At 45.2% G+C, this 18350-nt stretch carries 15 protein-coding genes; 6 read left to right on the top strand and 9 right to left on the bottom strand.

All coding sequences use genetic code 11. The features are described from left to right. Positions 1–186 precede the first annotated feature (186 nt). On the top strand, positions 187–762 hold the full coding sequence (locus DES40_RS03075) for a DUF2799 domain-containing protein (protein WP_121099092.1): 576 nt from the start codon (positions 187–189) through the stop codon (positions 760–762). A gap of 19 nt (positions 763–781) precedes the next feature. On the opposite strand, the gene DES40_RS03070 is transcribed toward DES40_RS03075, so the two are convergent. Beyond that, positions 782–1285 (bottom strand): hypothetical protein, encoded by a 504-nt coding sequence (locus tag DES40_RS03070; protein WP_121099091.1) that lies wholly within the window; start codon positions 1283–1285, stop codon positions 782–784. Continuing rightward, on the bottom strand, positions 1266–1730 hold the full coding sequence (locus tag DES40_RS03065) for a hypothetical protein (protein ID WP_121099090.1): 465 nt from the start codon (positions 1728–1730) through the stop codon (positions 1266–1268). The genes DES40_RS03070 and DES40_RS03065 overlap by 20 nt, the downstream gene beginning before the upstream one ends. A gap of 49 nt (positions 1731–1779) precedes the next feature. On the opposite strand from DES40_RS03065, the gene DES40_RS03060 reads away from it, so the two are divergent. Continuing rightward, positions 1780–2130, top strand: a complete 351-nt coding sequence (locus tag DES40_RS03060; RefSeq protein WP_121099089.1) for a hypothetical protein — start codon at positions 1780–1782, stop codon at positions 2128–2130. A gap of 84 nt (positions 2131–2214) precedes the next feature. Further along, on the top strand, positions 2215–3252 hold the full coding sequence (locus tag DES40_RS03055) for an aspartate-semialdehyde dehydrogenase (protein ID WP_121099088.1): 1038 nt from the start codon (positions 2215–2217) through the stop codon (positions 3250–3252). A 76-nt stretch (positions 3253–3328) separates the two neighbouring features. On the opposite strand, the gene DES40_RS03050 is transcribed toward DES40_RS03055, so the two are convergent. Genes DES40_RS03050 through kbl form a run of 3 tightly spaced genes read right to left on the bottom strand, consistent with a single transcriptional unit; the run spans position 3329 to position 6251 of the window. After that, positions 3329–3949 (bottom strand): nitroreductase family protein, encoded by a 621-nt coding sequence (locus DES40_RS03050; RefSeq protein WP_121100376.1) that lies wholly within the window; start codon positions 3947–3949, stop codon positions 3329–3331. A gap of 44 nt (positions 3950–3993) precedes the next feature. Then, the gene (gene tdh, locus DES40_RS03045) at positions 3994–5028 is read right to left on the bottom strand and encodes an L-threonine 3-dehydrogenase (protein ID WP_121100374.1); all 1035 of its coding nucleotides are present in this window, start codon (positions 5026–5028) and stop codon (positions 3994–3996) included. Positions 5029–5045: 17 nt separating this feature from the next. Then, a complete protein-coding gene (gene kbl, locus DES40_RS03040) occupies positions 5046–6251 on the bottom strand; it encodes a glycine C-acetyltransferase (RefSeq protein WP_121099087.1) in 1206 nt (401 codons plus the stop codon). 85 nt (positions 6252–6336) lie between these two features. Here kbl and DES40_RS03035 point away from each other — a divergent pair, with 85 nt between their 5' ends. After that, on the top strand, positions 6337–6951 hold the full coding sequence (locus DES40_RS03035; protein WP_121100373.1) for a uracil-DNA glycosylase family protein: 615 nt from the start codon (positions 6337–6339) through the stop codon (positions 6949–6951). On the opposite strand, the gene pbpC is transcribed toward DES40_RS03035, so the two are convergent. The 3 genes from pbpC to DES40_RS03020 all read right to left on the bottom strand — a co-directional run bounded on the left by pbpC (position 6916) and on the right by DES40_RS03020 (position 14649). After that, positions 6916–8955: a penicillin-binding protein 1C gene (pbpC, locus tag DES40_RS03030; RefSeq protein ID WP_121099086.1), complete on the bottom strand. Its 2040-nt coding sequence runs from the start codon at positions 8953–8955 to the stop codon at positions 6916–6918. The two genes, DES40_RS03035 and pbpC, sit on opposite strands and share 36 nt — an antisense overlap. Beyond that, complete coding sequence (locus DES40_RS03025; protein ID WP_170144857.1) at positions 8955–13904, bottom strand: alpha-2-macroglobulin family protein; 4950 nt, start codon at positions 13902–13904, stop codon at positions 8955–8957. Before DES40_RS03025 ends, pbpC begins: the two co-directional genes overlap by 1 nt. Positions 13905–14253: 349 nt before the next feature. After that, positions 14254–14649: an Hpt domain-containing protein gene (locus tag DES40_RS03020; protein ID WP_170144856.1), complete on the bottom strand. Its 396-nt coding sequence runs from the start codon at positions 14647–14649 to the stop codon at positions 14254–14256. 90 nt (positions 14650–14739) lie between these two features. Between DES40_RS03020 and DES40_RS03015 the strand changes: the two genes are divergently transcribed. Further along, entirely contained in the window at positions 14740–15903 is a 1164-nt protein-coding gene (locus DES40_RS03015; RefSeq protein WP_121099083.1) for a CPBP family intramembrane glutamic endopeptidase, read from the top strand. Here DES40_RS03015 and DES40_RS03010 read toward each other — a convergent pair. Beyond that, positions 15860–16114, bottom strand: coding sequence for a hypothetical protein (locus DES40_RS03010; RefSeq protein WP_121099082.1), 255 nt, complete (start codon positions 16112–16114; stop codon positions 15860–15862). The two genes, DES40_RS03015 and DES40_RS03010, sit on opposite strands and share 44 nt — an antisense overlap. Positions 16115–16261: 147 nt before the next feature. Between DES40_RS03010 and DES40_RS03005 the strand changes: the two genes are divergently transcribed. Beyond that, positions 16262–18259 carry a coiled-coil domain-containing protein gene (locus DES40_RS03005; RefSeq protein ID WP_147405839.1) on the top strand — a complete coding sequence of 666 codons (1998 nt, stop codon included), beginning with the start codon at positions 16262–16264 and terminating at the stop codon, positions 18257–18259. Positions 18260–18350 lie beyond the last annotated feature (91 nt).

The raw sequence follows: 18350 nt of genomic DNA, 5'->3' as shown, positions 1-18350 counted from the left end.
CCCAGGTCAAGTACTTTTAAATCTATCATCACCGTCTATCGCGGCTTTGATGGTAGATTGAAGCATTGTGAATATGCCAATGGGATATAGTCCAGATTCTCATCTATTCTAAATCCAATATGAACAAGGCTATCATTGTTTGTTCAATTGGTGCCGTTTAATAAGAAAGAAACGGAGGGCAGGACCATGAAGAAACTTTTTATCACATCAGCCATATTTCTTGGAGCAATCAGCGCGACATCCTGCGCATCAATATCTGAGGATGAATGCCTCGCGGGTAGTTGGCAGGAAATTGGCTTTAGAGATGGTGAGAATGGTCGCTCTCGCAGTAAGTTAGCAGATTATGCTAAAACCTGTATGAAATACGACATTACACCAGCCAGAGACCTTTACTTTCAAGGCTATGAACAAGGCCTTTTGCGATATTGCACATTTGATAAAGGTTTCTCCACGGGTGAAGCAGGCAATAGTGCCAATGCTGAGTGCCAATCTGCACCAGATAACGGCTACTTTACTGGATATGATGAGGGGCGCATTGTTTGGTCAATCAATCAAGAGTATAATGATTTAATCTCAGCTTACCATGACGCATTAGAAGACAGCCTCGCTATAAAAACACGATTGGACGAAGAAGAATTAGATCAAGACGAGCGCAAAAAGCTAAGAAAAAAGTTACTCCGTCTTGAGGACCGTCGGGATGACATCAGAATTGATATTCGCGCCTTTGAGCGTGTACACAACTTCCCTAAATACAAATTCTAACAAGGTCGCAAAGACAGTGCTAACTCATAGGGGCGTCGCATTGCGGCGTCTGCCCGTCTTTAACGGATCGAGCCGTCCAATATTCTTGATCCAATTCATTCTTGGTTTCAGGGATTTGATCACTGTAATGATAAAAACAATTTTTCACTTTATAAACTCGGAAGCAGCCATTGCTCATACGGTCGTTTTTATACACAAAACATAAGGTGTCATCGAGGATAAACCAAGCACCCGTATTCTCCACGCCGCCTTCTTTATAAAGCACACGCCCCGTATCGTAATGCATCTCTGTATAAGTATTTTGGCTTTGTCCTTCTCGCGTGAAATTATACTCCCCAACATGTTTAACACCTGAAAACTCAGCCCGCAAAGCGTCCCCAACCACTCTTTGTGCGTGAGGTCTAATATCGGTATTTTGATTTTGACTATGAACAGGGATGTAAAAAGCCCCCATAACAATCAAAATAAAAACAGTTAAAAAAGACCGTTTTTCTAGAGTCGATTTAAGACATGGGTGGGTCACAACGCGGCACCTCTCCTTTAACAACGCTTACGGCCGTGAATTGGGAAGAAATAATATCAGTCTGAGCTTCAAGGAAATGATAGATACAATTACCGCGCTGATAATAACTAAGGCAGGTACCATATAAATCCGGAGAATCATACTCAAAACAAATCTTATGCCCTTTCATCGACCAACGGCCAGTATCAACACGGGCCCCCATTTTATGAATTACAGTACCATCTTCTTTCGTGAGTTCCTCAAAGTTAATACCTTTAAAATTTTGAATTTCAAAATTATAGCTACCAATATGGGTCTTCCCACTAAAGAGTGATTTAACATCTTCACGGCCTAATGGTTTTTCCTGTTCTATATCGGGCAAAAATAAGTCTTGGGCCCAAGAAACATCCCCACGGCTCAGAAGGGTAAAACCTAAAATAAAAGCGCTTAAAAAGGTGACTCTCATATGACATCCATAGCATAGAACTTTCTCAAATCCATGCTAAGCTACAAATATGACAGATACGCCTCCTTCAGCTAACGATGACACTCATGCTAACCCGCGTAGGCGTGCTGCGAATAAAAACAGGGTTTCTCGTTATCAACGAGCACAGGAACGACGCGCTGCTCAAGCCAAAAGTGATCAGAAATTTTATGCGGGAATTTTTTCCTTAATTGGTGTCACAGCTTTATTCGCTATTCTCTTAGGCGCAATATCAATCAACGGCGTTTTCATTGATATGCAATTTATGGAGAACTGGACAAAACCATGGATTGGCAGCTTAACAAAACTCGAAGCTGGCGGATTAGCTTTTGTTGGCGTCATCGCCCTATCCGTATATTTAAGAATGCGTTATCTTAAATAAGAACACTTGCCCGAAAGCTGGACTTCGCCTAAACCGCTCCTCGTTTTGCACTCTGGCTTAAAGGGCCACATTAAGGAGACCATTATGGGTTATCGTATCGCAGTCGTCGGGGCCACAGGCAATGTCGGGACTGAAATGCTCACGATTTTGTCCGAGAGCGACCTTGATGTTGAAAAGGTTTATGCTGTCGCGTCTCGTAAATCCGTTGGTCGTGAAGTGAGCTATGGTGATAAAGAACTGAAATGTGTTGACTTAGAGACTTTTGATTTCACACAAGTCGACTTAGCTTTGATGAGCGCAGGCGGAGAAGTGTCAAAAATATGGTCACCGAAAATTGCTGCCGCAGGCGCTATCGTGATTGATAACTCTAGCACGTGGCGAATGGATCCAGACGTCCCCTTGGTCGTTCCCGAAGTTAATGCAGATGCAGTTGATGGCTATAAGAAAAAAGGCATTATCGCTAACCCTAACTGCTCAACAATTCAGATGGTTGTCGCACTGAAACCCTTGCATGATCGAGCCAAAATAAAGCGCGTTGTTGTATCAACTTATCAATCCGTCTCTGGAGGCGGAAAGAAAAACATGGATGAACTTTGGCTTCAAACCAAAGGTATTTATTCGAATGACCAGTTCCAGCCTGTTAATTTCACAAAGCAAATTGCTTTCAACGTAATCCCCCACATCGATGTCTTCATGGATAGCGGCGACACTAAGGAAGAGTGGAAAATGAAAGCCGAAACTATGAAAATTCTTGACCCTAAGGTCAAAGTTTCTGCGACTTGCGTTCGGGTCCCTACTTTTGTTGGCCACGCTGAATCCATCAATATTGAATTCGAGGAAGAGTTATCCGCAGACGAAGCACGCGAACTCCTACGTATTTCACCAGGTCTTATGGTCGTCGACAAACAAGAAGATGGCGGTTATGTAACGCCCGTTGAATGTGTTGGCGAATATGCGACATTTATTTCTCGCATTCGCGAAGATAGCACTCAAGATAATACGCTTAATCTGTGGTGTGTGTCAGACAACCTTCGTAAAGGGGCAGCTCTTAATACTGTGCAAATTGCAGAATTACTTGCAAACCGAAAGTTACCGCGGAATGCAAAGTCAAAAGCTGCATAAATCTCATTTCGGCAAACTTTAGTTCATCACTCTAACGTAGAGGGTGATGAACGCATTTAGTATCAAACACTGGACTTCAGCTTATAAAGGTCGATATCTCACCGAGATCCTTCTTGACCAAAGCATGTTTAGGAACGGTTGCATCTTTTGCGGGGTGCCCCACAACCATTAGAACAAAGGGCTTCTCAGTTTCAGGCCGTCCACATATTTCACGTAAAAACCCCATAGGGGCAGGCGTATGTGTGAGAGTCCCCAATCCAGCGCTATGTAAGGCAGTGATTAACATTCCTGTGGCAAGGCCAACAGATTCCGTGACATAATAATTTTTCTTATCCTGTCCTAGTTTCTCGCCGCCTCGCCTCTGTGCGAATACAGCAATTAACCATGGCGCCACTTCTAAAAACGGCTTGCTTGCATCTGTCCCCAATGGCACCAAAGCCTCTAGCCACTCTTCAGAAGCCCGCCCTCCATAAAATTCTGCCTCTTCCGCCTCAGCGGCTATACGGATTTTACGCTTCACATCAGGATTCGAAATCGCCACAAAATGCCAAGGCTGGTGATTAGCGCCACTAGGGGCCGTACCGGCCGCCTGAATACAACTCTCAATAATCGCAATGTCGACAGGTTTATCAGAAAAATCTCTTATTGTTCGTCTGGTACGAAGCTTATCAAGAACAGCTATTGCACGCGTCCTCATTTCTTCAGACGATAGATCCTCATAATTCTCTAATGTAACAGTACTCAAAGATCGGTCCAATCCAGAATCACTTTACCTGTTTTTCCTGTTTCCATTAAATCAAAAGCTTTCTGGAAATCAGTCGCTTTAAAGCGGTGCGTTATCAAAGGGTTCATATCCAAGCCGCTATCAATCATAGCTAGCATTTTATACCAAGTCTCATACATTTGACGGCCATAAATACCGCGTAAAGTCAGAGCTTTTCCAACAAGCTTGCCAAAGTCGACAGGGAAAGGTTTTGCCGGAATGCCTAGCATCGCAATATTTCCTCCCATCAGCATATTATCGAGCATTTGATCAAAAGCCGGCTGAGCACCACTCATCTCTAAACCAACGTCAAAGCCTTCTTCCATACCGATTTCGTCCATGACATCACGTAAGTTTTCTACGGTGGTGTTGACCATGCGAGTACGCGTCGTCAGTGTCTTTGCAAAATCCAAACGCCAATCATTGATATCTGTCAGTACAATACGGCGTGCGCCCGCACGCTCGGCAACAGCAGCCGCCATAATACCTATGGGCCCTGCCCCTGTAATCAAAACATCTTCACCCACTAAATCAAAAGCCAAAGCCGTGTGAACGGCATTTCCCAGGGGGTCTAGAATAGCAGCGATTTCTAATGGAAAATCAGACCTTAAAGGAATGACGTTAAATTCTGGAAGGGCCAAATATTGGGCAAAGGCCCCAGGTAAATTTACGCCAATACCTTTCGTATCAGGGTCAAGGTGGAAACGGCCAGCACGGGCATTTCGTGAACGCCGGCCTACCACATGGCCTTCTCCGCTAACTCGGTCTCCCACAGCGACACGCGTGACAGTAGAGCCTATTGCAGCTACGCGGCCGCCATATTCATGACCAACCACCATGGGGACAGGCACAGTATTCTGCGCCCATTCATCCCATCGGTAAATATGCATGTCTGTTCCACATATCGCAGTCCGCTCAATTTCAATCAGCACTTCATTTGGTGCGATTTCAGGAACAGGCACGTCTTGCATCCAAAGTCCTTTTTCAGACTTTGCTTTAACGAGCGCTTTCATAGTTTTGGGTAATTGTGTCACGCGATGACTCCCAGCTCTTTACCGACCTTTGTGAAAGCCGCAATTGTTCGGCTGATTTGTTCTGGGGTATGGGCGGCGCTCATTTGGGTTCTGATACGGGCTTGACCTTTGGGCACAACAGGAAAGAAAAAGCCGATGACATAAATTCCTTCATCTAAAAGCTTTGCAGCCATATCTTGTGCAATATTGGCGTCACCCAGCATAACAGGAATAATTGGATGTTCTCCGTCTGGCAGCGTAAATCCAGCCTCAGTCATACCCTCACGAAACTGCTTGGCATTTGCCTTTAATCGCTGTCGAAGATCATCTCCATTCGCAGCAAGCTCAATGGCTCTTAGACTCGCCCCTACTAACCCTGGGGCAAGGGAATTCGAAAACAAGTAAGGCCGGGAGCGCTGGCGAAGCATGTCGATGATAGACTGCTTGGCGCATGTAAAACCGCCCATCGCGCCGCCCAATGCTTTACCGAGTGTCCCCGTTAGAATATCAACTTGACCTTCAACACCTCTAAATTCTGCTGAACCGCGACCGCCTTCACCTAAGAAACCCGTGGCATGACAGTCGTCAACCATAAGCAAGGCCCCAAACTCTTTTTTCAGGGCCACAATTTCGTCTAATTTGGCTATCGTTCCATCCATTGAAAACACACCATCTGTCGCAATCATTATATGCCTCGCTCCGTCGGCTTTTGCCGCTTCTAGCTGAGACCTAAGGTCAGACATGTCAGATGTTTTGTAACGGTAGCGTTTCGCTTTGCACAATCGAATGCCATCGATAATGGAAGCATGGTTGAGCGTGTCAGATATAATGGCGTCTTCTGGCCCTAATAATGGCTCAAAAACGCCGCCATTCGCATCAAAGCACGCTGCATATAAAATTGTGTCTTCAAACCCTAGCCATTGAGCTAGAGCTGTTTCAAGCGCTCGATGCTGGGCTTGTGTCCCACAAATAAAGCGTACGGATGCCATACCAAAACCATGTGTATCCGTTGCCTTTTTTGATGCAGAAATTAGGTCGGGATGATTGGCCAGCCCTAAATAATTATTGGCACAAAAATTTAAAACGTCTTGTGTTTTTCCATCACGGGTTATCTGAATATCTGAGGATTGGTCACTCGTGATTAAGCGTTCACTTTTCCAAAGGCCATCCGCTTTAATTTGCAAAAGCTCTTTATCGAGAGCCTCATAAAAACTGTTTGACATAGTGTCCCCTTTTGTCCGCCCCATGTGGGATTTGATTGCACACAATATGATTTTCATACATTAAACCAGTTCTATGATGGACAAAATGAAAAAAAATTTGCCTGCACATGAAAAACTAGAGGGCTTGCTCGCAAGAATTCGCCGTTGTGATGTTTGTGCTCACGCACAGCCCCCTTTACCTGTTCAACCCAACCCGATCGTTAGAGCTAATCAGAACGCAAGAATCCGAATCATAGGACAGGCGCCAGGAACACTCGCTCATGCCAGTTCAATGCCTTTTACTGACCCGAGTGGCGTTCGCCTGCGAGATTGGCTCGGTGTTGATGAAACGGAATTTTACAATGAAGACTTCTTTGCCATTACGCCAATGGGATTTTGTTTCCCTGGTCAAGATAATAAGGGCGCGGACAAACCTCCCCGTAAAGAGTGTGCGCCTCTATGGCAGGATAGCTTAACGAGAGCCCTTCCCAATATAGAGCTAACGCTATTGGTTGGACTTTATGCCGTAAAAGAATATTTAGGCCCAAAAGCAGAGCGGAACTTAACCGAAACTGTACGGCAATGGGAACGCTATGGCCCTGAGATTATGCCCCTGCCTCACCCTAGTTGGCGGAATAATGGATGGATAAAGCGACATGAATGGTTTTCTGATGAGCTCTTGGCGTTAAAGAGGCGTGTTAGGAATATCATCAGCGCCTAAAACGCGGAAACGTGATATCGCGCTTTTTCCTTGTGAATCCACGACCTTCAAAATGTAAAAACCAGACGAAGGCGGCCTAAATTCCGCCGCGCCATATTCTACGTCCAGTCTATGCCCATCAATGTAAAATCGCAGCCTGTCGACAGATTGCGCTTTGACTTTTACTGTTGGCTTGCCTGCCGTTACTAATATCTCTGCTCCGTCCATTGGGAACGTAATTTGCGGTCCTTGATCCAAAGTGGTTTGGAAGTCTTGCTGTGATGCGTGATTTCTCGCAATCGCGAATTTATTTGATTTACTACCTTCTTCTAGACCATCAAATACATCAAACAAAAGTGGAGCAGCCGATTTTCGTCCTGTATCTCCGGGTCTAGGGGCTCCATCGGGTCGCCCGACCCATGCGACAACCGTATAGTTTGTTGTATATCCTGCGGCCCAACTGTCTCGCGCGCCGTAAGATGTACCGGTTTTATACGCGACCATAGATCGTCCCGCTGATAAATGCCCCGGAATTCGGCCATTAGGCGGAGTCGCCTCAGCCAATATTTCAGTTATCTCTTGAGCCGTTTCTGCAGAGAAAAGTTGAATACCATTTTCCGAAGAGGCATGAGATTTCGTCCAAACCAAGGGTTTCGCCACGCCTTCATTGGCAAGCGCTGTATAAAGCACCGCTAAATCTGTACCTGTCATTCCTGCACCGCCTAAAGCCAAAGAAAGTCCAGCATCCTCGGTTCTATGTGAAGGCAACCTTGGAGGCGCGCCAGCCGATACCAACATCGCTTCAAAGCGAGCCGGGCCAATTTGTTCTAGAGCGGCAACAGCTGGCACATTTAATGAATGTTTTAATGCATCCTTCAAGCGAACTTTACCATAATATCGACGATTAAAATTCTCAGGTTGATATGCGCCAAAACGAGTCGGCGCATCTTGGATGGCACTTTGTGAATTTGCTTGGCCGTCACTCATAGCCAGAGCATATATAAAGGGCTTGAGCGTGGAGCCCGGGGAACGTACCGCTGCGGTCAAATCTAACCAGCCCCCCTCATGTGCGCGGTCACCGGCGGTCACATGCGCAACAACTCGACGAGTGTCATTTTCCACCACCAAAATTGACGCATTCACCGCATCACTCTGGTTTATCAGGCTATTTTGCAGAACACGATGTGCCATGCGCTGTATATTAGGTTTTATAAAACTTTTTACGTCTTGGCCCTTTACCATCAACAAAGGTGCGCCGTTATTCTGATCCGAGGGGAAGTCATAGAAAGCCTGTGGAATAGGAATAGACTTAGCTTCATCAGCAATGGATTTTGATATCAGATCAGCTTGTACTAGCTTATCTAGAAGACGATCTCGCCCTGCCTTTGCCGCAACTGGGTGCCTATCTGGTCGGCGCGATTCCGGGGCTTGAGGCAGAGCTACAAGAAGCGCTATCTCATCCCATGTTAAATATTCAGGAGACTTTCCAAAATATCGCCAAGTCGCAGCTTCAACACCCTGTATATTTCCCCCATAAGATATTCGGGTCAAATATTGAGATAGTATTTCTGACTTTGTGAACACTAACTCATATTTCAACGCAGCCAGAGACTCTATGATTTTAGAAGAAAGAACCCTCTTTCGGGGTTTATACTGCCGAACAAGTTGCATTGTAATTGTAGATGCTCCAGAGACCACCTCACCCTTCGCACGCCAAGTTTTTAGCGCTCGTAAAATAGCCGGCACATCCACGCCGCTATGCAAAAAGAAACGAGCATCCTCTATCGCTAAGACCGCTTTGATGTAATTTGGGTCTATCTTCTCAAGCTTAGCATTATATCGCCAATAATTATCCTTGGTCGCTTTGCGAACCAAAATTTCGTCATTCACATCATAAAGTGTTGCCGCGCTTTCTAAGCGGACAGACTTGGGCGCTATCGGGAAGGCCAGAAGGGCGATAATAGCGAGCCAAGCCAACCCAAGAGCTGACTTTAAATAAAACGGGTATGAAACCCGCCAAAGCATTAGTTTGAACCCGTGCCCGTAACTGTCAAGCGAGTTGCCGCTGTTCGTCCTCGAATATCAGGACGATACATATCTTCTGCTACAGCCCCTGGGAAGATGAAGTCCCCTTGAGTCACAGCCCGCACGACATAAGCCACTTTTACAGTCTGAGAATCCCACCGGCTAAGGCGCTTAGAGGCGACAAGTCTATCATCTCTTGCCTCTGCTAAATCTAGATCACTTAACTTTCCGACAAAACTATACAAGCTACCCGTGCCTGCCTCTTCTGGCATCAATATACGCTCTATCTCAAGACCTGCTGGCAAAAGATCGGCCAATACGATCATCGCCGCACGTTCCTGAACAGGGTCAATACTAATGCGGATAATAGCCTGCTCACCCTTTGTCAGAGTTGAGAGCGACAACGCCTCACCTGACATGGTAAACATTTCTTTTTTCAAGCTATATCCTTCAGAAACTTTGCCTGGGTCTGATTGAGGCAAGCCTGAAAGCGTTTCTGAAACCCAAAGTGATTTACCCCCTATATTTTTAATCGTTCGACTGCCGTTGATAGATGAGCCCACTAAAGACACGGTTTGGGATGTTTTGGATTGGGTAAGGGTCAAATTCTTAGTCTCTAGTGAAAGGTCTTCATCAGACGCCCCTAAAGCTGCAATCATCCGCACGAGATAAGATTGTTCTTGCGTGTTGAGATACTGACTGTCCTGTGCCGCAGCACCTACATATTTCATGAGTTCTGAAGCTTGTGAATCTGAGAGATAATCTTGTGATATAGCTAACATTGCAGCAGCGTTACGTAAGCCAGACGCATAATAATCATCGCTATTAGTTTTGCCCGATTTCTGCAAATTAATGGCTTTATCAAATAAGGCCACAGCCCTACGATTATCCCCTATCTTGGACAAAGCAGTCGCTAAATAGGTTAAGGCTAATGGATCTTTGATATCTCCGGAATTATTATCGGCCAAATAGCGCAAATCCGGTACATCTACTTTATCGGCCAAAGAAAGCACATAATGTGCATAAGCCGCGCGTTCATATTTTCTCTGATTATTAGAATGCCCCCCCGAACGAGACCAGCCATAGTTATAATCCAAATTTAGACTGGAATAACGATTAGGATCAGACAAGAGCTGGGCCGCTGAGATAGCCTTCTTTATCGCGTCCTGTGGTACATCTTGACCATTCGCACTGGCTAAAATCAAAAACTCTGACACATAAAGTTGGAGCCAAGGTGAAGCATTGCCGTCGCCAACATGCCACAAACCAAAGCTCCCCTGACCATCTTGCCGAGCGATGATGCGCTTAATGGCCAAATCAACACGCGCTTTTCGTTGTGGCTCGCTTAGATCTTTCAGACCGCCAAGCTCTGCAACAAACAATAGAGGCATTGCTTTACTGACAGTCTGTTCTGTACATCCATATGGATAACTAGAAAGCGACTGAACATAAGTTTGTGCATCCAGACCTGGTAGAGTTGAAACAGACAAACTCACATCAGTTGTAGCTGGAATGTAACCGTCCAGATTAGAGGCCGAGAATGTATATGTTTCATCAGGACGTAAGCGCGTAAGGTTCTTCTCGACTTTTGGACGGAAAGGCGATCGCGTCTCTATCTGGACAGCCTTAGTCAATTCATATCCATTTTGACCTTCCAAAATAAAGTCAATGTCTGAAACCCCCAAATTCTCTGCTGATAAAGCAAACAGGACATCTTTTCGTTCCTCCTGCGCGAGATCAAAACTTGATGAATTCTCCTTTGTAGAAAGGTGTGAATGAAAGGCCAGTGAATATTGGCCCACAGGACCGTCTAAATTATCAACGCTCACAGTTGCAATGGCTTTATCACCGGGCGCAAGAAAGCGTGGTAACCCCACACTCATTGGGACAGAGTCGCGTACAATCATTGCGTCCTCTGCACTACCAACGGCTTTACTTGACCACGCTGTCGCCATTAGACGTAAGGACCCTTGAAAATCAGGGATTTCCAATTCCACAGACGCCTTGCCATTTTTTACTTTCACGGGTGCAGAATATAGAGAAACGGTTTGAGTAGGCACGACGCTTAAACCTGCGCCGCCAACACTATCTCCCCCTTGCGGCAATATCGCAGCCACACCCAGATTAGGGTTTAATAACCGCGCATAATCATCGCGCACATCAAGGTTGAACGCTTTTTTTCCAAAATAATACTCGGCAGCGTCTGGGCTATCATACTGCGTTAATTGTAATATGCCCTCATCAACAGCGGCCACACTGACCCAAGCTGTGTCTCCTTTAGGTATATTCGTAACCTCAACAGAAAGAGTATATGTCTGGCGCGGCTCGATTTTCTCTGGGGCCGCAAAATCAAGCCCCAAGGTTTGATTGCTGCGATCAAGAGAGACATAACTCAATCCTGCAGCGCGCCTTTGTATGGATTTACCTGTCTTATCTTCTGCAGTGTATAGTGTAAGCATCGCATAAACACTGTCACCCCATGATGGGTTGAAATCGAAAGTCAGCTCTGACTCACCTTCTGGAAGCGTAACAGACTGTATCGAACGCACAGTCTCGTTCGCAATGACTAAGTCCCCCTGGCCTGCATAAGGCGCATTAACGGATAGGGTAATTTTATCGCCCGGTTTAACTGAGTTTTCTACCTTCCCCATGACGATACGGTCTGGCGCATCAATACCAGCTCCAGGCCGTGCCCACCCCACATTAAACCGTATTGCGCCTTTAACCCCATCATTTGAAATAGCTTCCAGACGATATTGGCCACGGGGTAGACGCCGTGTCCAAATATTAGGTTCATCGCCAATCGTCATTTCACCGGTGCTCAAAGCGATGTCTGAGACATCCTTCCGATAACGCCAGCGCCCCCCTTCTCTATACCACTGAAAATCATGTATTTCTTCGAATAGGCGCCATTCTAAATCACTCGCCTTAACATCACCCTGAGATGATAGATTCACGATGCTTAGGCTTACAGGCTCTTTATGGCTCGCATATCGACCTTCAAACCCTGCCTTGAAACCTATATAACTATCTTGTGTACGTAACGGAATATAGTCAGTTTTCTGTACATACCGCCCTCCTGGTTCTGCGATACCTGACGTCATCATAAGACGAAGCGGAAAGCTCGAAGAAACATTCTCTGTTCTCAAATTAAGCGGAAGGGAGAGACGGCCCTCGTCATTTGTGACACCAACGCCTACCTCTATAAGCTGTTCTCGGAAAGTTTCTTGAGTGTCACCAAACTTATAGTCTTCGTAACCCTTAAATGGCTGGGTCTCGATTTGCACACGTGCCTCTGCCTCTCCGTCCAAATTTGCACCTACAGCGCCATACAAAAAGTCCGCTTGGATATTAAGTTCAGTACGGCTTTGGGCATCGAGCACATCAACAGGCAGAGAAGTTGTTACTTTTAGCTTTTGCGGAACAAAGTCTTGCACATCAAAGCGGAGGCTCTTTACCGTATCAAGTCCCTCTGGCGTTAGTTTAATCGTCCATAGACCGCGAGGTGCCCCCTCTGGAAGTTCGTAGGTGACAGCCAAAGCGCCTGCCATCTCACCTTTCTCATAGGTCTCCTGTAATGCGATCCCGCCGTCAGGCTTGACTATCTCAAGACTCACTGGACGATCAAATCTTTCACCACCATCGCTTCCACGTAATAGCGCCGTCAAATACACAGTTTCGCCCGGACGGTACACGCCACGTTCTGTGTAAGCGAATATGTCAATTAATCCTGAGGCACTGCGCCCCTCTACATCATACGCCGTCATATCAAGCGGCGAACGTGTTAAGTCTAGCATGGCAAAATCAGTATCGGCATCATAGGCCAAAACCATTTTAGGCGCTGAGTTGCCCTGCCCCTTCAAAAGCGCGATTGGGAAACTTGCGCGCCCTTTTGCATCAGTAACGACTTGACCAAGTATATCATTATTTTCGGCTATAAGCTCTAACCGTACTTGGGGCTTCAATTGCGCTGACTTAAGCGAACGCACATTCACATGCATGAATTCAGCACCGCGGTAGCTTGTTATAGCCATATCAGTAGAGACGACCCACCTCCAAGCCTGTGCCACGCGTGAGTCATTTTCTTTGTCCGTCGCACGTTTCGCAGTGACAATATAAGCGCCATAACCTAGGTCTGCTGTGATACTTTGTAACGGAAAAATAGTACGGACTGTCTCATTACGGCGGTTTTTAACATCAAGACGGCCCGACCAAACTTTTACTTTTTCCTGCCAAGCGTCATAGTTATAGCTGTAATCTCCTTCGACAGACTGCCCACCAGAATTAGGCGAGGTTTGACTGATTATCCGGTGATTTACGCGTTCAACCGTTATATCCAACTGCCCGACATTTACTGTCTCAATAGCAAGGCCTCCTGTGTCTGTTTTAGGCAAAATAATACCATTATCGGTAAACCCGACGAAAGCAGGCTTGTCCCCAAACCCTATATTTACAGTTTGATTTCCCCCGAGTACCACGTCTGCCCTATCGGATGGCAAACCAGCTTTGAGAGTAACGCGATAATCTTTATTGTAAGAAAGGCCGCCCAAGCAGAGTGCATCACCTTCAACAGAAATTGCAACTTTGGCACTCGGCTCAATATCAATAAAGGGGCGTAGTTCAGATTCCCGTGTTGTGGCGACAACATCAGTGAAGGCAAAGCAGGCCTTGACCTGCCCATTCGAACTTTCTTCTTCATACCAATTATTAAATGCAAAGTCAGATAAAGTTATGGCGTCTTCTGTTTCGAGCTGTTCATCTAAATTTTGTGACGGGGCTGAATGTATAGAGACTGACTTTGCGGTTTCACCTGATAAGTTCCCAAAGTAATCACCAGAGAACTTGGTACCGCTATCTTGCGGGTAAAATACATATCCCGCCCACCCAGCTAAAATGAAGAGTAAGATGCCGCCTAAGAAGCCAAACAACCCAAAAGTTTTATTTTGCATTTTCATCACCCTACAACAAATTTTCGGTACCAATTTTATTAGCCGTCTGAGGAAACAGATAAATAAACCAGTCTCTGTTCTTACTGAGATATTACTAACCTGATTCTTGACGTAACTATGGCGAATTTAAAACCAAATCGCGATTTAACGAAAAATGAGGCCTACCAACATGGTTTTACACATTTTTAACCACAATTTCTAATGGATTCACAATTCAATTATTGTATCAAGACTCAACAAGCCGAAGTAACGCGGTTACAAGATAGAAACAAAATTAACGAAAATGGCTCACGCAAAATAGTCTTTCGTAAACAAGGTCGTCACTTCGGTGGCGGCCTTTTTTAGTGCATCAGCTTGACCGCATTTCGTTTAGCTTCTGACGATATTCCCAACGTTGAATTTCGGTAATTGTTCTCGAGATTTTAAACTCTATATCCTGAACCGCTACTAAGCGGCCTCCAGCAGTCTTTGTTTCACCAACAAGTTGTTCTGCGCGTTCGCACCGCTCGGCCAAGCCTGTTGCCCCCACAGCTTTGGCAGAGCCCTTCAAACTATGGATAACTGACCCCCAACTATCATCATCTGCGGCCGGATCTAGAAGCCTTCCCCACATCTCCACTTGATGCTTAAACAACCCAAATACTTCTTTGGTAAGAGAGATATCCCCCTGCACATACTGATTTAAATGCTCGAAATCGATTTCGTGTGAATTTTCTTCGTCATGAGTATGTGGAGTATTTGCCATACCCTTGCTTAAGCGCCATAAAAGATTCGTATAGTCTTTTCTTGTTCGCGTCAGAATATCTGGCACGGGCATCACTTATAATGAGTTTGCATGCAATATTTTGAAAACACACGGAAGCATGGAAAATCAAGCTTATGGCTTTGGATATTCGTTTTTTGGATAACCGTCATAGGCTGGCTCGTCGGGCAAATCGTGATAACTGGCCCACTACCCACGATCATTCGCGAAATTGACCCTGAGCTCGCAAATGATTTTTTGCAATCCTCTACTGAAGCGATTGAAGCTGCCAATCCTGCTCGCTTAGTCTTTTCGATGTTCGGCTTTTTACTCAGCACTTTAATTGGGGCGGTGTTCTCCCTTTTAGCATTAAACGCAAAATCAGGTAAAAAACGAGGTTTCGCCATAATGACAGGCATATGCATTACGATATCCTTCGCCAGTCTTTTCCTTTTGTTTCCGATGATGAACACCCCTGAGACCACAGAGGTTATGAATCGTATTCTTGCAATTAGTCCGTTCTCATACGCTCTTGTTTTACTTACATTCCCCGCTGCTCTTGTCATGCTTTACGTTGGTCAGAAATTTGTCCTTAAACGCAGCATACTTTCCTTACACACAGCTTTTGAGAAATACCGTTGGCTTAGAATGTTTGTAGCTATTTTTGTGACATGGGCCGTGTTGGGCTTAGGGGCGGCAACGCTTCACTTTACAGGCTTAAAATCTCTCAACTTTGTTTTCGACCCTTCGCGTTTCTTTATTTACGGTCTAGTTTCGCTTTCACTTATTCCTTTACAATCAGCGACTGAAGAAATTGTCTTTAGAGGGTATTTAAACCAAGCCGTTGAGAATGTTACGGGTCAAAAATGGATCGCCTTTATCCTCACAAGCTTACTATTCATGGGTATGCACCTCTCTAACCCCGAGGCTCTATCTGGCGCAGAAGCTGGTATTTTGCCCATCGTCATGAGTGGGTATTTCTTTTTTGGTTTCGCCGCTTGTTTATTAGTTTGGATGGATGACGGCCTTGAATCTGCAATAGGCGTTCATGCTGCCAATAATACTTTCGCCGCTATTCTGGTAAATTATGAAAATTCCGTCTTACCTACGCCTTCAGTATTCCAGATCAAAACGAACCCTGCCATGGATAGCATCTTGACGGTTATATCACTGGGCCTGATAGTCCTGATACTTTTTGTCCTAAGGCGGAAGCCTAAGCCCGTATCGACGCCAAAACACGTTGTCCAGATAAAGTAAGCCGGCACACCATCCAATCCGGACGCATAGGATTTGCGAACCACCCCTCAGCCCAGCCATTCCGGATGGCCAACCGTTGAATTTGTGGATCAACACGTTGACCTAAACCGTCGAAAAGCGACAATCGACCCTCGGGGTTATTCTCCCCTGTTTTAAGCCAAGCAAGAACATGGCGCTCAAGAGCGCGTCTATCATTTTTATTGGAGAGCACAGCCCGCCCCTTATTTTCACCTTCAGAGAATTGACGGTCTTTGCCGCTTTTCTCAATAATAAGAGGAAGGTAGTAGAAATCGTTCTATATTCCGTTAAAACAGTATTCTGGTTTTATTAAGACTTTCAGTTGTCATAAAGGATGTATGTGTCAGACATTTCAAAAAAAATTCTGAGTATCGATCCCGAGCAAGGGGAAAAATCTGTTCGACCTACGACATCCGCGTCACATGATGTGTCGCAATCACCCTCTGATAAGTCCCTTAATAATCATGATGTTATACCTTCTTTCGTAACTAAGCCGTCTCGTCACACCCTGACAGAGACGTCTGACCCCATTAATAAGGCCCTGCTCTGGACAGGTCTTGTCCTTAGTGTTCTCTGGATTACGGCATGCTTGTGCTATCTATTCCTCTTAAAGAACATTGAGCTCGCTGAAATTCCACCAATCCAATGGGGTGAACTTAGTATCATGCTGTTCTTTCCTGCAGCCCTTATTTATCTTTTCTTTTTGGCCTGCCACAAACTAAAGCAATTCTCAGTAAAAGCTGACAAGTTATCACGCACAAGCCTCAGCCTGTTACAAGCGGATGAAAATGCATCAATGCAAACTCGTAACCTTGCTGAGACGATTAGGCATGAAATCTCCAAGCTCGACAAGGCAATGAACCAAGCAACATCCCGGCTGGACACTTTAAGAGATACCTCAAAGCAACACACGGATTTGATTGACGAAAAAACATCCGCTCTTTTATCAATCAATGAAAGCGTGAAAGCGGATATGCAGGAACAAAAGTCAATCTTGGATGATATCACTCAAGTAACCGAGGCAAGACTTACAAATCTATCGAGCCATCTAAAAACACAACAAGCTAATTTTTCTGAAATAACCACTCAATCCGCCGACAAGCTCGTAAAAGTGAATACGGAAATGGCTGGGACGCTTAGTCAGTTTGAAGTCTTTACGCAAAGTGTCGAAGCACGTGTCATACAAGCTACTGAGTCCTTGAAATCAGTTGAGGCCAATGCTGAGAAAACTCTACTGGCCTTGACTGAAAAGTCCGAGAATTTGCAGTCATTGGTCAATATGCTGACAGAACGCAATCAAAGCCTTGAAACCATAATGGAAGGCCATTTTGAAACTCTCTCAGAACTCAACTATAAAAATGAAAAAGCAAATGCACTTTTCGCTGAAACGCTTTCAAAAAGTTTACAAGCCAGTCAGAGCTTAAAAGAGGATATGTTAGCGCACCAAGAACAAGTGGATGCTAAAAAGCAAGCGTTAGAGGCCAAACATAAATCTCAAGAGACGCAATTGGCCGACTCGCTCTCCAAAGCTCGCAATTCTCTTGCCCAAATTGAAGCTAAACTTTCTCAACTAGAAGATGGAACGCGAAACATAGAAGGACAGAAACTAGCTCAAGCTGAGACTCATACTTTACCATTTTCGACCACTCGGTCGCTTGATGTCAATCCGCCAAGCCTTGCAGGGGGCCGTGTACATCTCAAACCTCTGGATACTGAATTACCCTCTGACAATGAAAGCTATTATGGCGAGATGGAAGGCGACATCAGTATTCCCGATAGCCATGAAGATCTTTTAGATTTAGCTACCACAACGCCTGACCTAGTTAGACCCATTGATGAACCGCAATCTGGGTTTGGCAAAAAGAAAAAGAAAGAAAAGTCGGCTTGGCGTTGGCGGGATTTGATGGGCGGATTTGACGGTATTGATATAGACCAAGAGACTACGGATTATAACAATATTGAAATTACCGAAACCAATATAGAAAAGTTAGACCATGCGCCCGCATCAGAACTCAAGCCGTCCTTTGAAAAATGGCTTTCTGACTTAGGCATTGATGGACAAACTATTGTAACAGACGGTACAGTGCTCGATGTTTCCGACGCTATTGCCTCCAGTCCTGATACATCTCAAAGCTTGTTGGAAGAGCGTTTGACAGGCGTGGTCGATCACTTCCGATCAATCAGTCAAGATAACCCATATTTCAAAACTTCCGCGCAAAACCTCTGTGCTGAGTTTGAAGAAACGTTGAACCCTCAAATTATGAATAAGCAAGCCATTCGTGCACGTTTGGGAACACCAGAGGGCAAGATCTATTTACTAGCACGATTAGTAGATTAAGTTATTTAATCACGGCCAGATTAACCCTACCTTTTATCACCATTAGGTGAACCTTAGTTCATTGTGCTTAACCACTAATCTATGTTGGTGT

The sequence above is a fragment of the Litorimonas taeanensis genome, assembly GCF_003634015.1.
GTDB lineage: Bacteria > Pseudomonadota > Alphaproteobacteria > Caulobacterales > Maricaulaceae > Litorimonas > Litorimonas taeanensis.
The sequence above is the reverse complement of the archived record's forward strand: the minus strand, read 5'-3'. Positions and strand labels throughout refer to the sequence as shown.

Excerpts from the sequence above, each read along its gene's own strand:
- DES40_RS03020 (WP_170144856.1), bottom strand. The coding sequence starts at position 14,649 with ATGGCAAATACTCCACATACTCATGACGAAGAAAATTCACACGAAATC.
- pbpC (WP_121099086.1), bottom strand. The coding sequence starts at position 8,955 with ATGCTTTGGCGGGTTTCATACCCGTTTTATTTAAAGTCAGCTCTTGGG.
- kbl (WP_121099087.1), bottom strand. The coding sequence starts at position 6,251 with ATGTCAAACAGTTTTTATGAGGCTCTCGATAAAGAGCTTTTGCAAATT.
- DES40_RS03025 (WP_170144857.1), bottom strand. The coding sequence starts at position 13,904 with ATGCAAAATAAAACTTTTGGGTTGTTTGGCTTCTTAGGCGGCATCTTA.
- DES40_RS03055 (WP_121099088.1), top strand. The coding sequence starts at position 2,215 with ATGGGTTATCGTATCGCAGTCGTCGGGGCCACAGGCAATGTCGGGACT.
- DES40_RS03075 (WP_121099092.1), top strand. The coding sequence starts at position 187 with ATGAAGAAACTTTTTATCACATCAGCCATATTTCTTGGAGCAATCAGC.
- DES40_RS03015 (WP_121099083.1), top strand. The coding sequence starts at position 14,740 with ATGCAATATTTTGAAAACACACGGAAGCATGGAAAATCAAGCTTATGG.
- DES40_RS03065 (WP_121099090.1), bottom strand. The coding sequence starts at position 1,730 with ATGAGAGTCACCTTTTTAAGCGCTTTTATTTTAGGTTTTACCCTTCTG.
- DES40_RS03050 (WP_121100376.1), bottom strand. The coding sequence starts at position 3,949 with ATGAGGACGCGTGCAATAGCTGTTCTTGATAAGCTTCGTACCAGACGA.
- tdh (WP_121100374.1), bottom strand. The coding sequence starts at position 5,028 with ATGAAAGCGCTCGTTAAAGCAAAGTCTGAAAAAGGACTTTGGATGCAA.
- DES40_RS03035 (WP_121100373.1), top strand. The coding sequence starts at position 6,337 with ATGAAAAAAAATTTGCCTGCACATGAAAAACTAGAGGGCTTGCTCGCA.
- DES40_RS03060 (WP_121099089.1), top strand. The coding sequence starts at position 1,780 with ATGACAGATACGCCTCCTTCAGCTAACGATGACACTCATGCTAACCCG.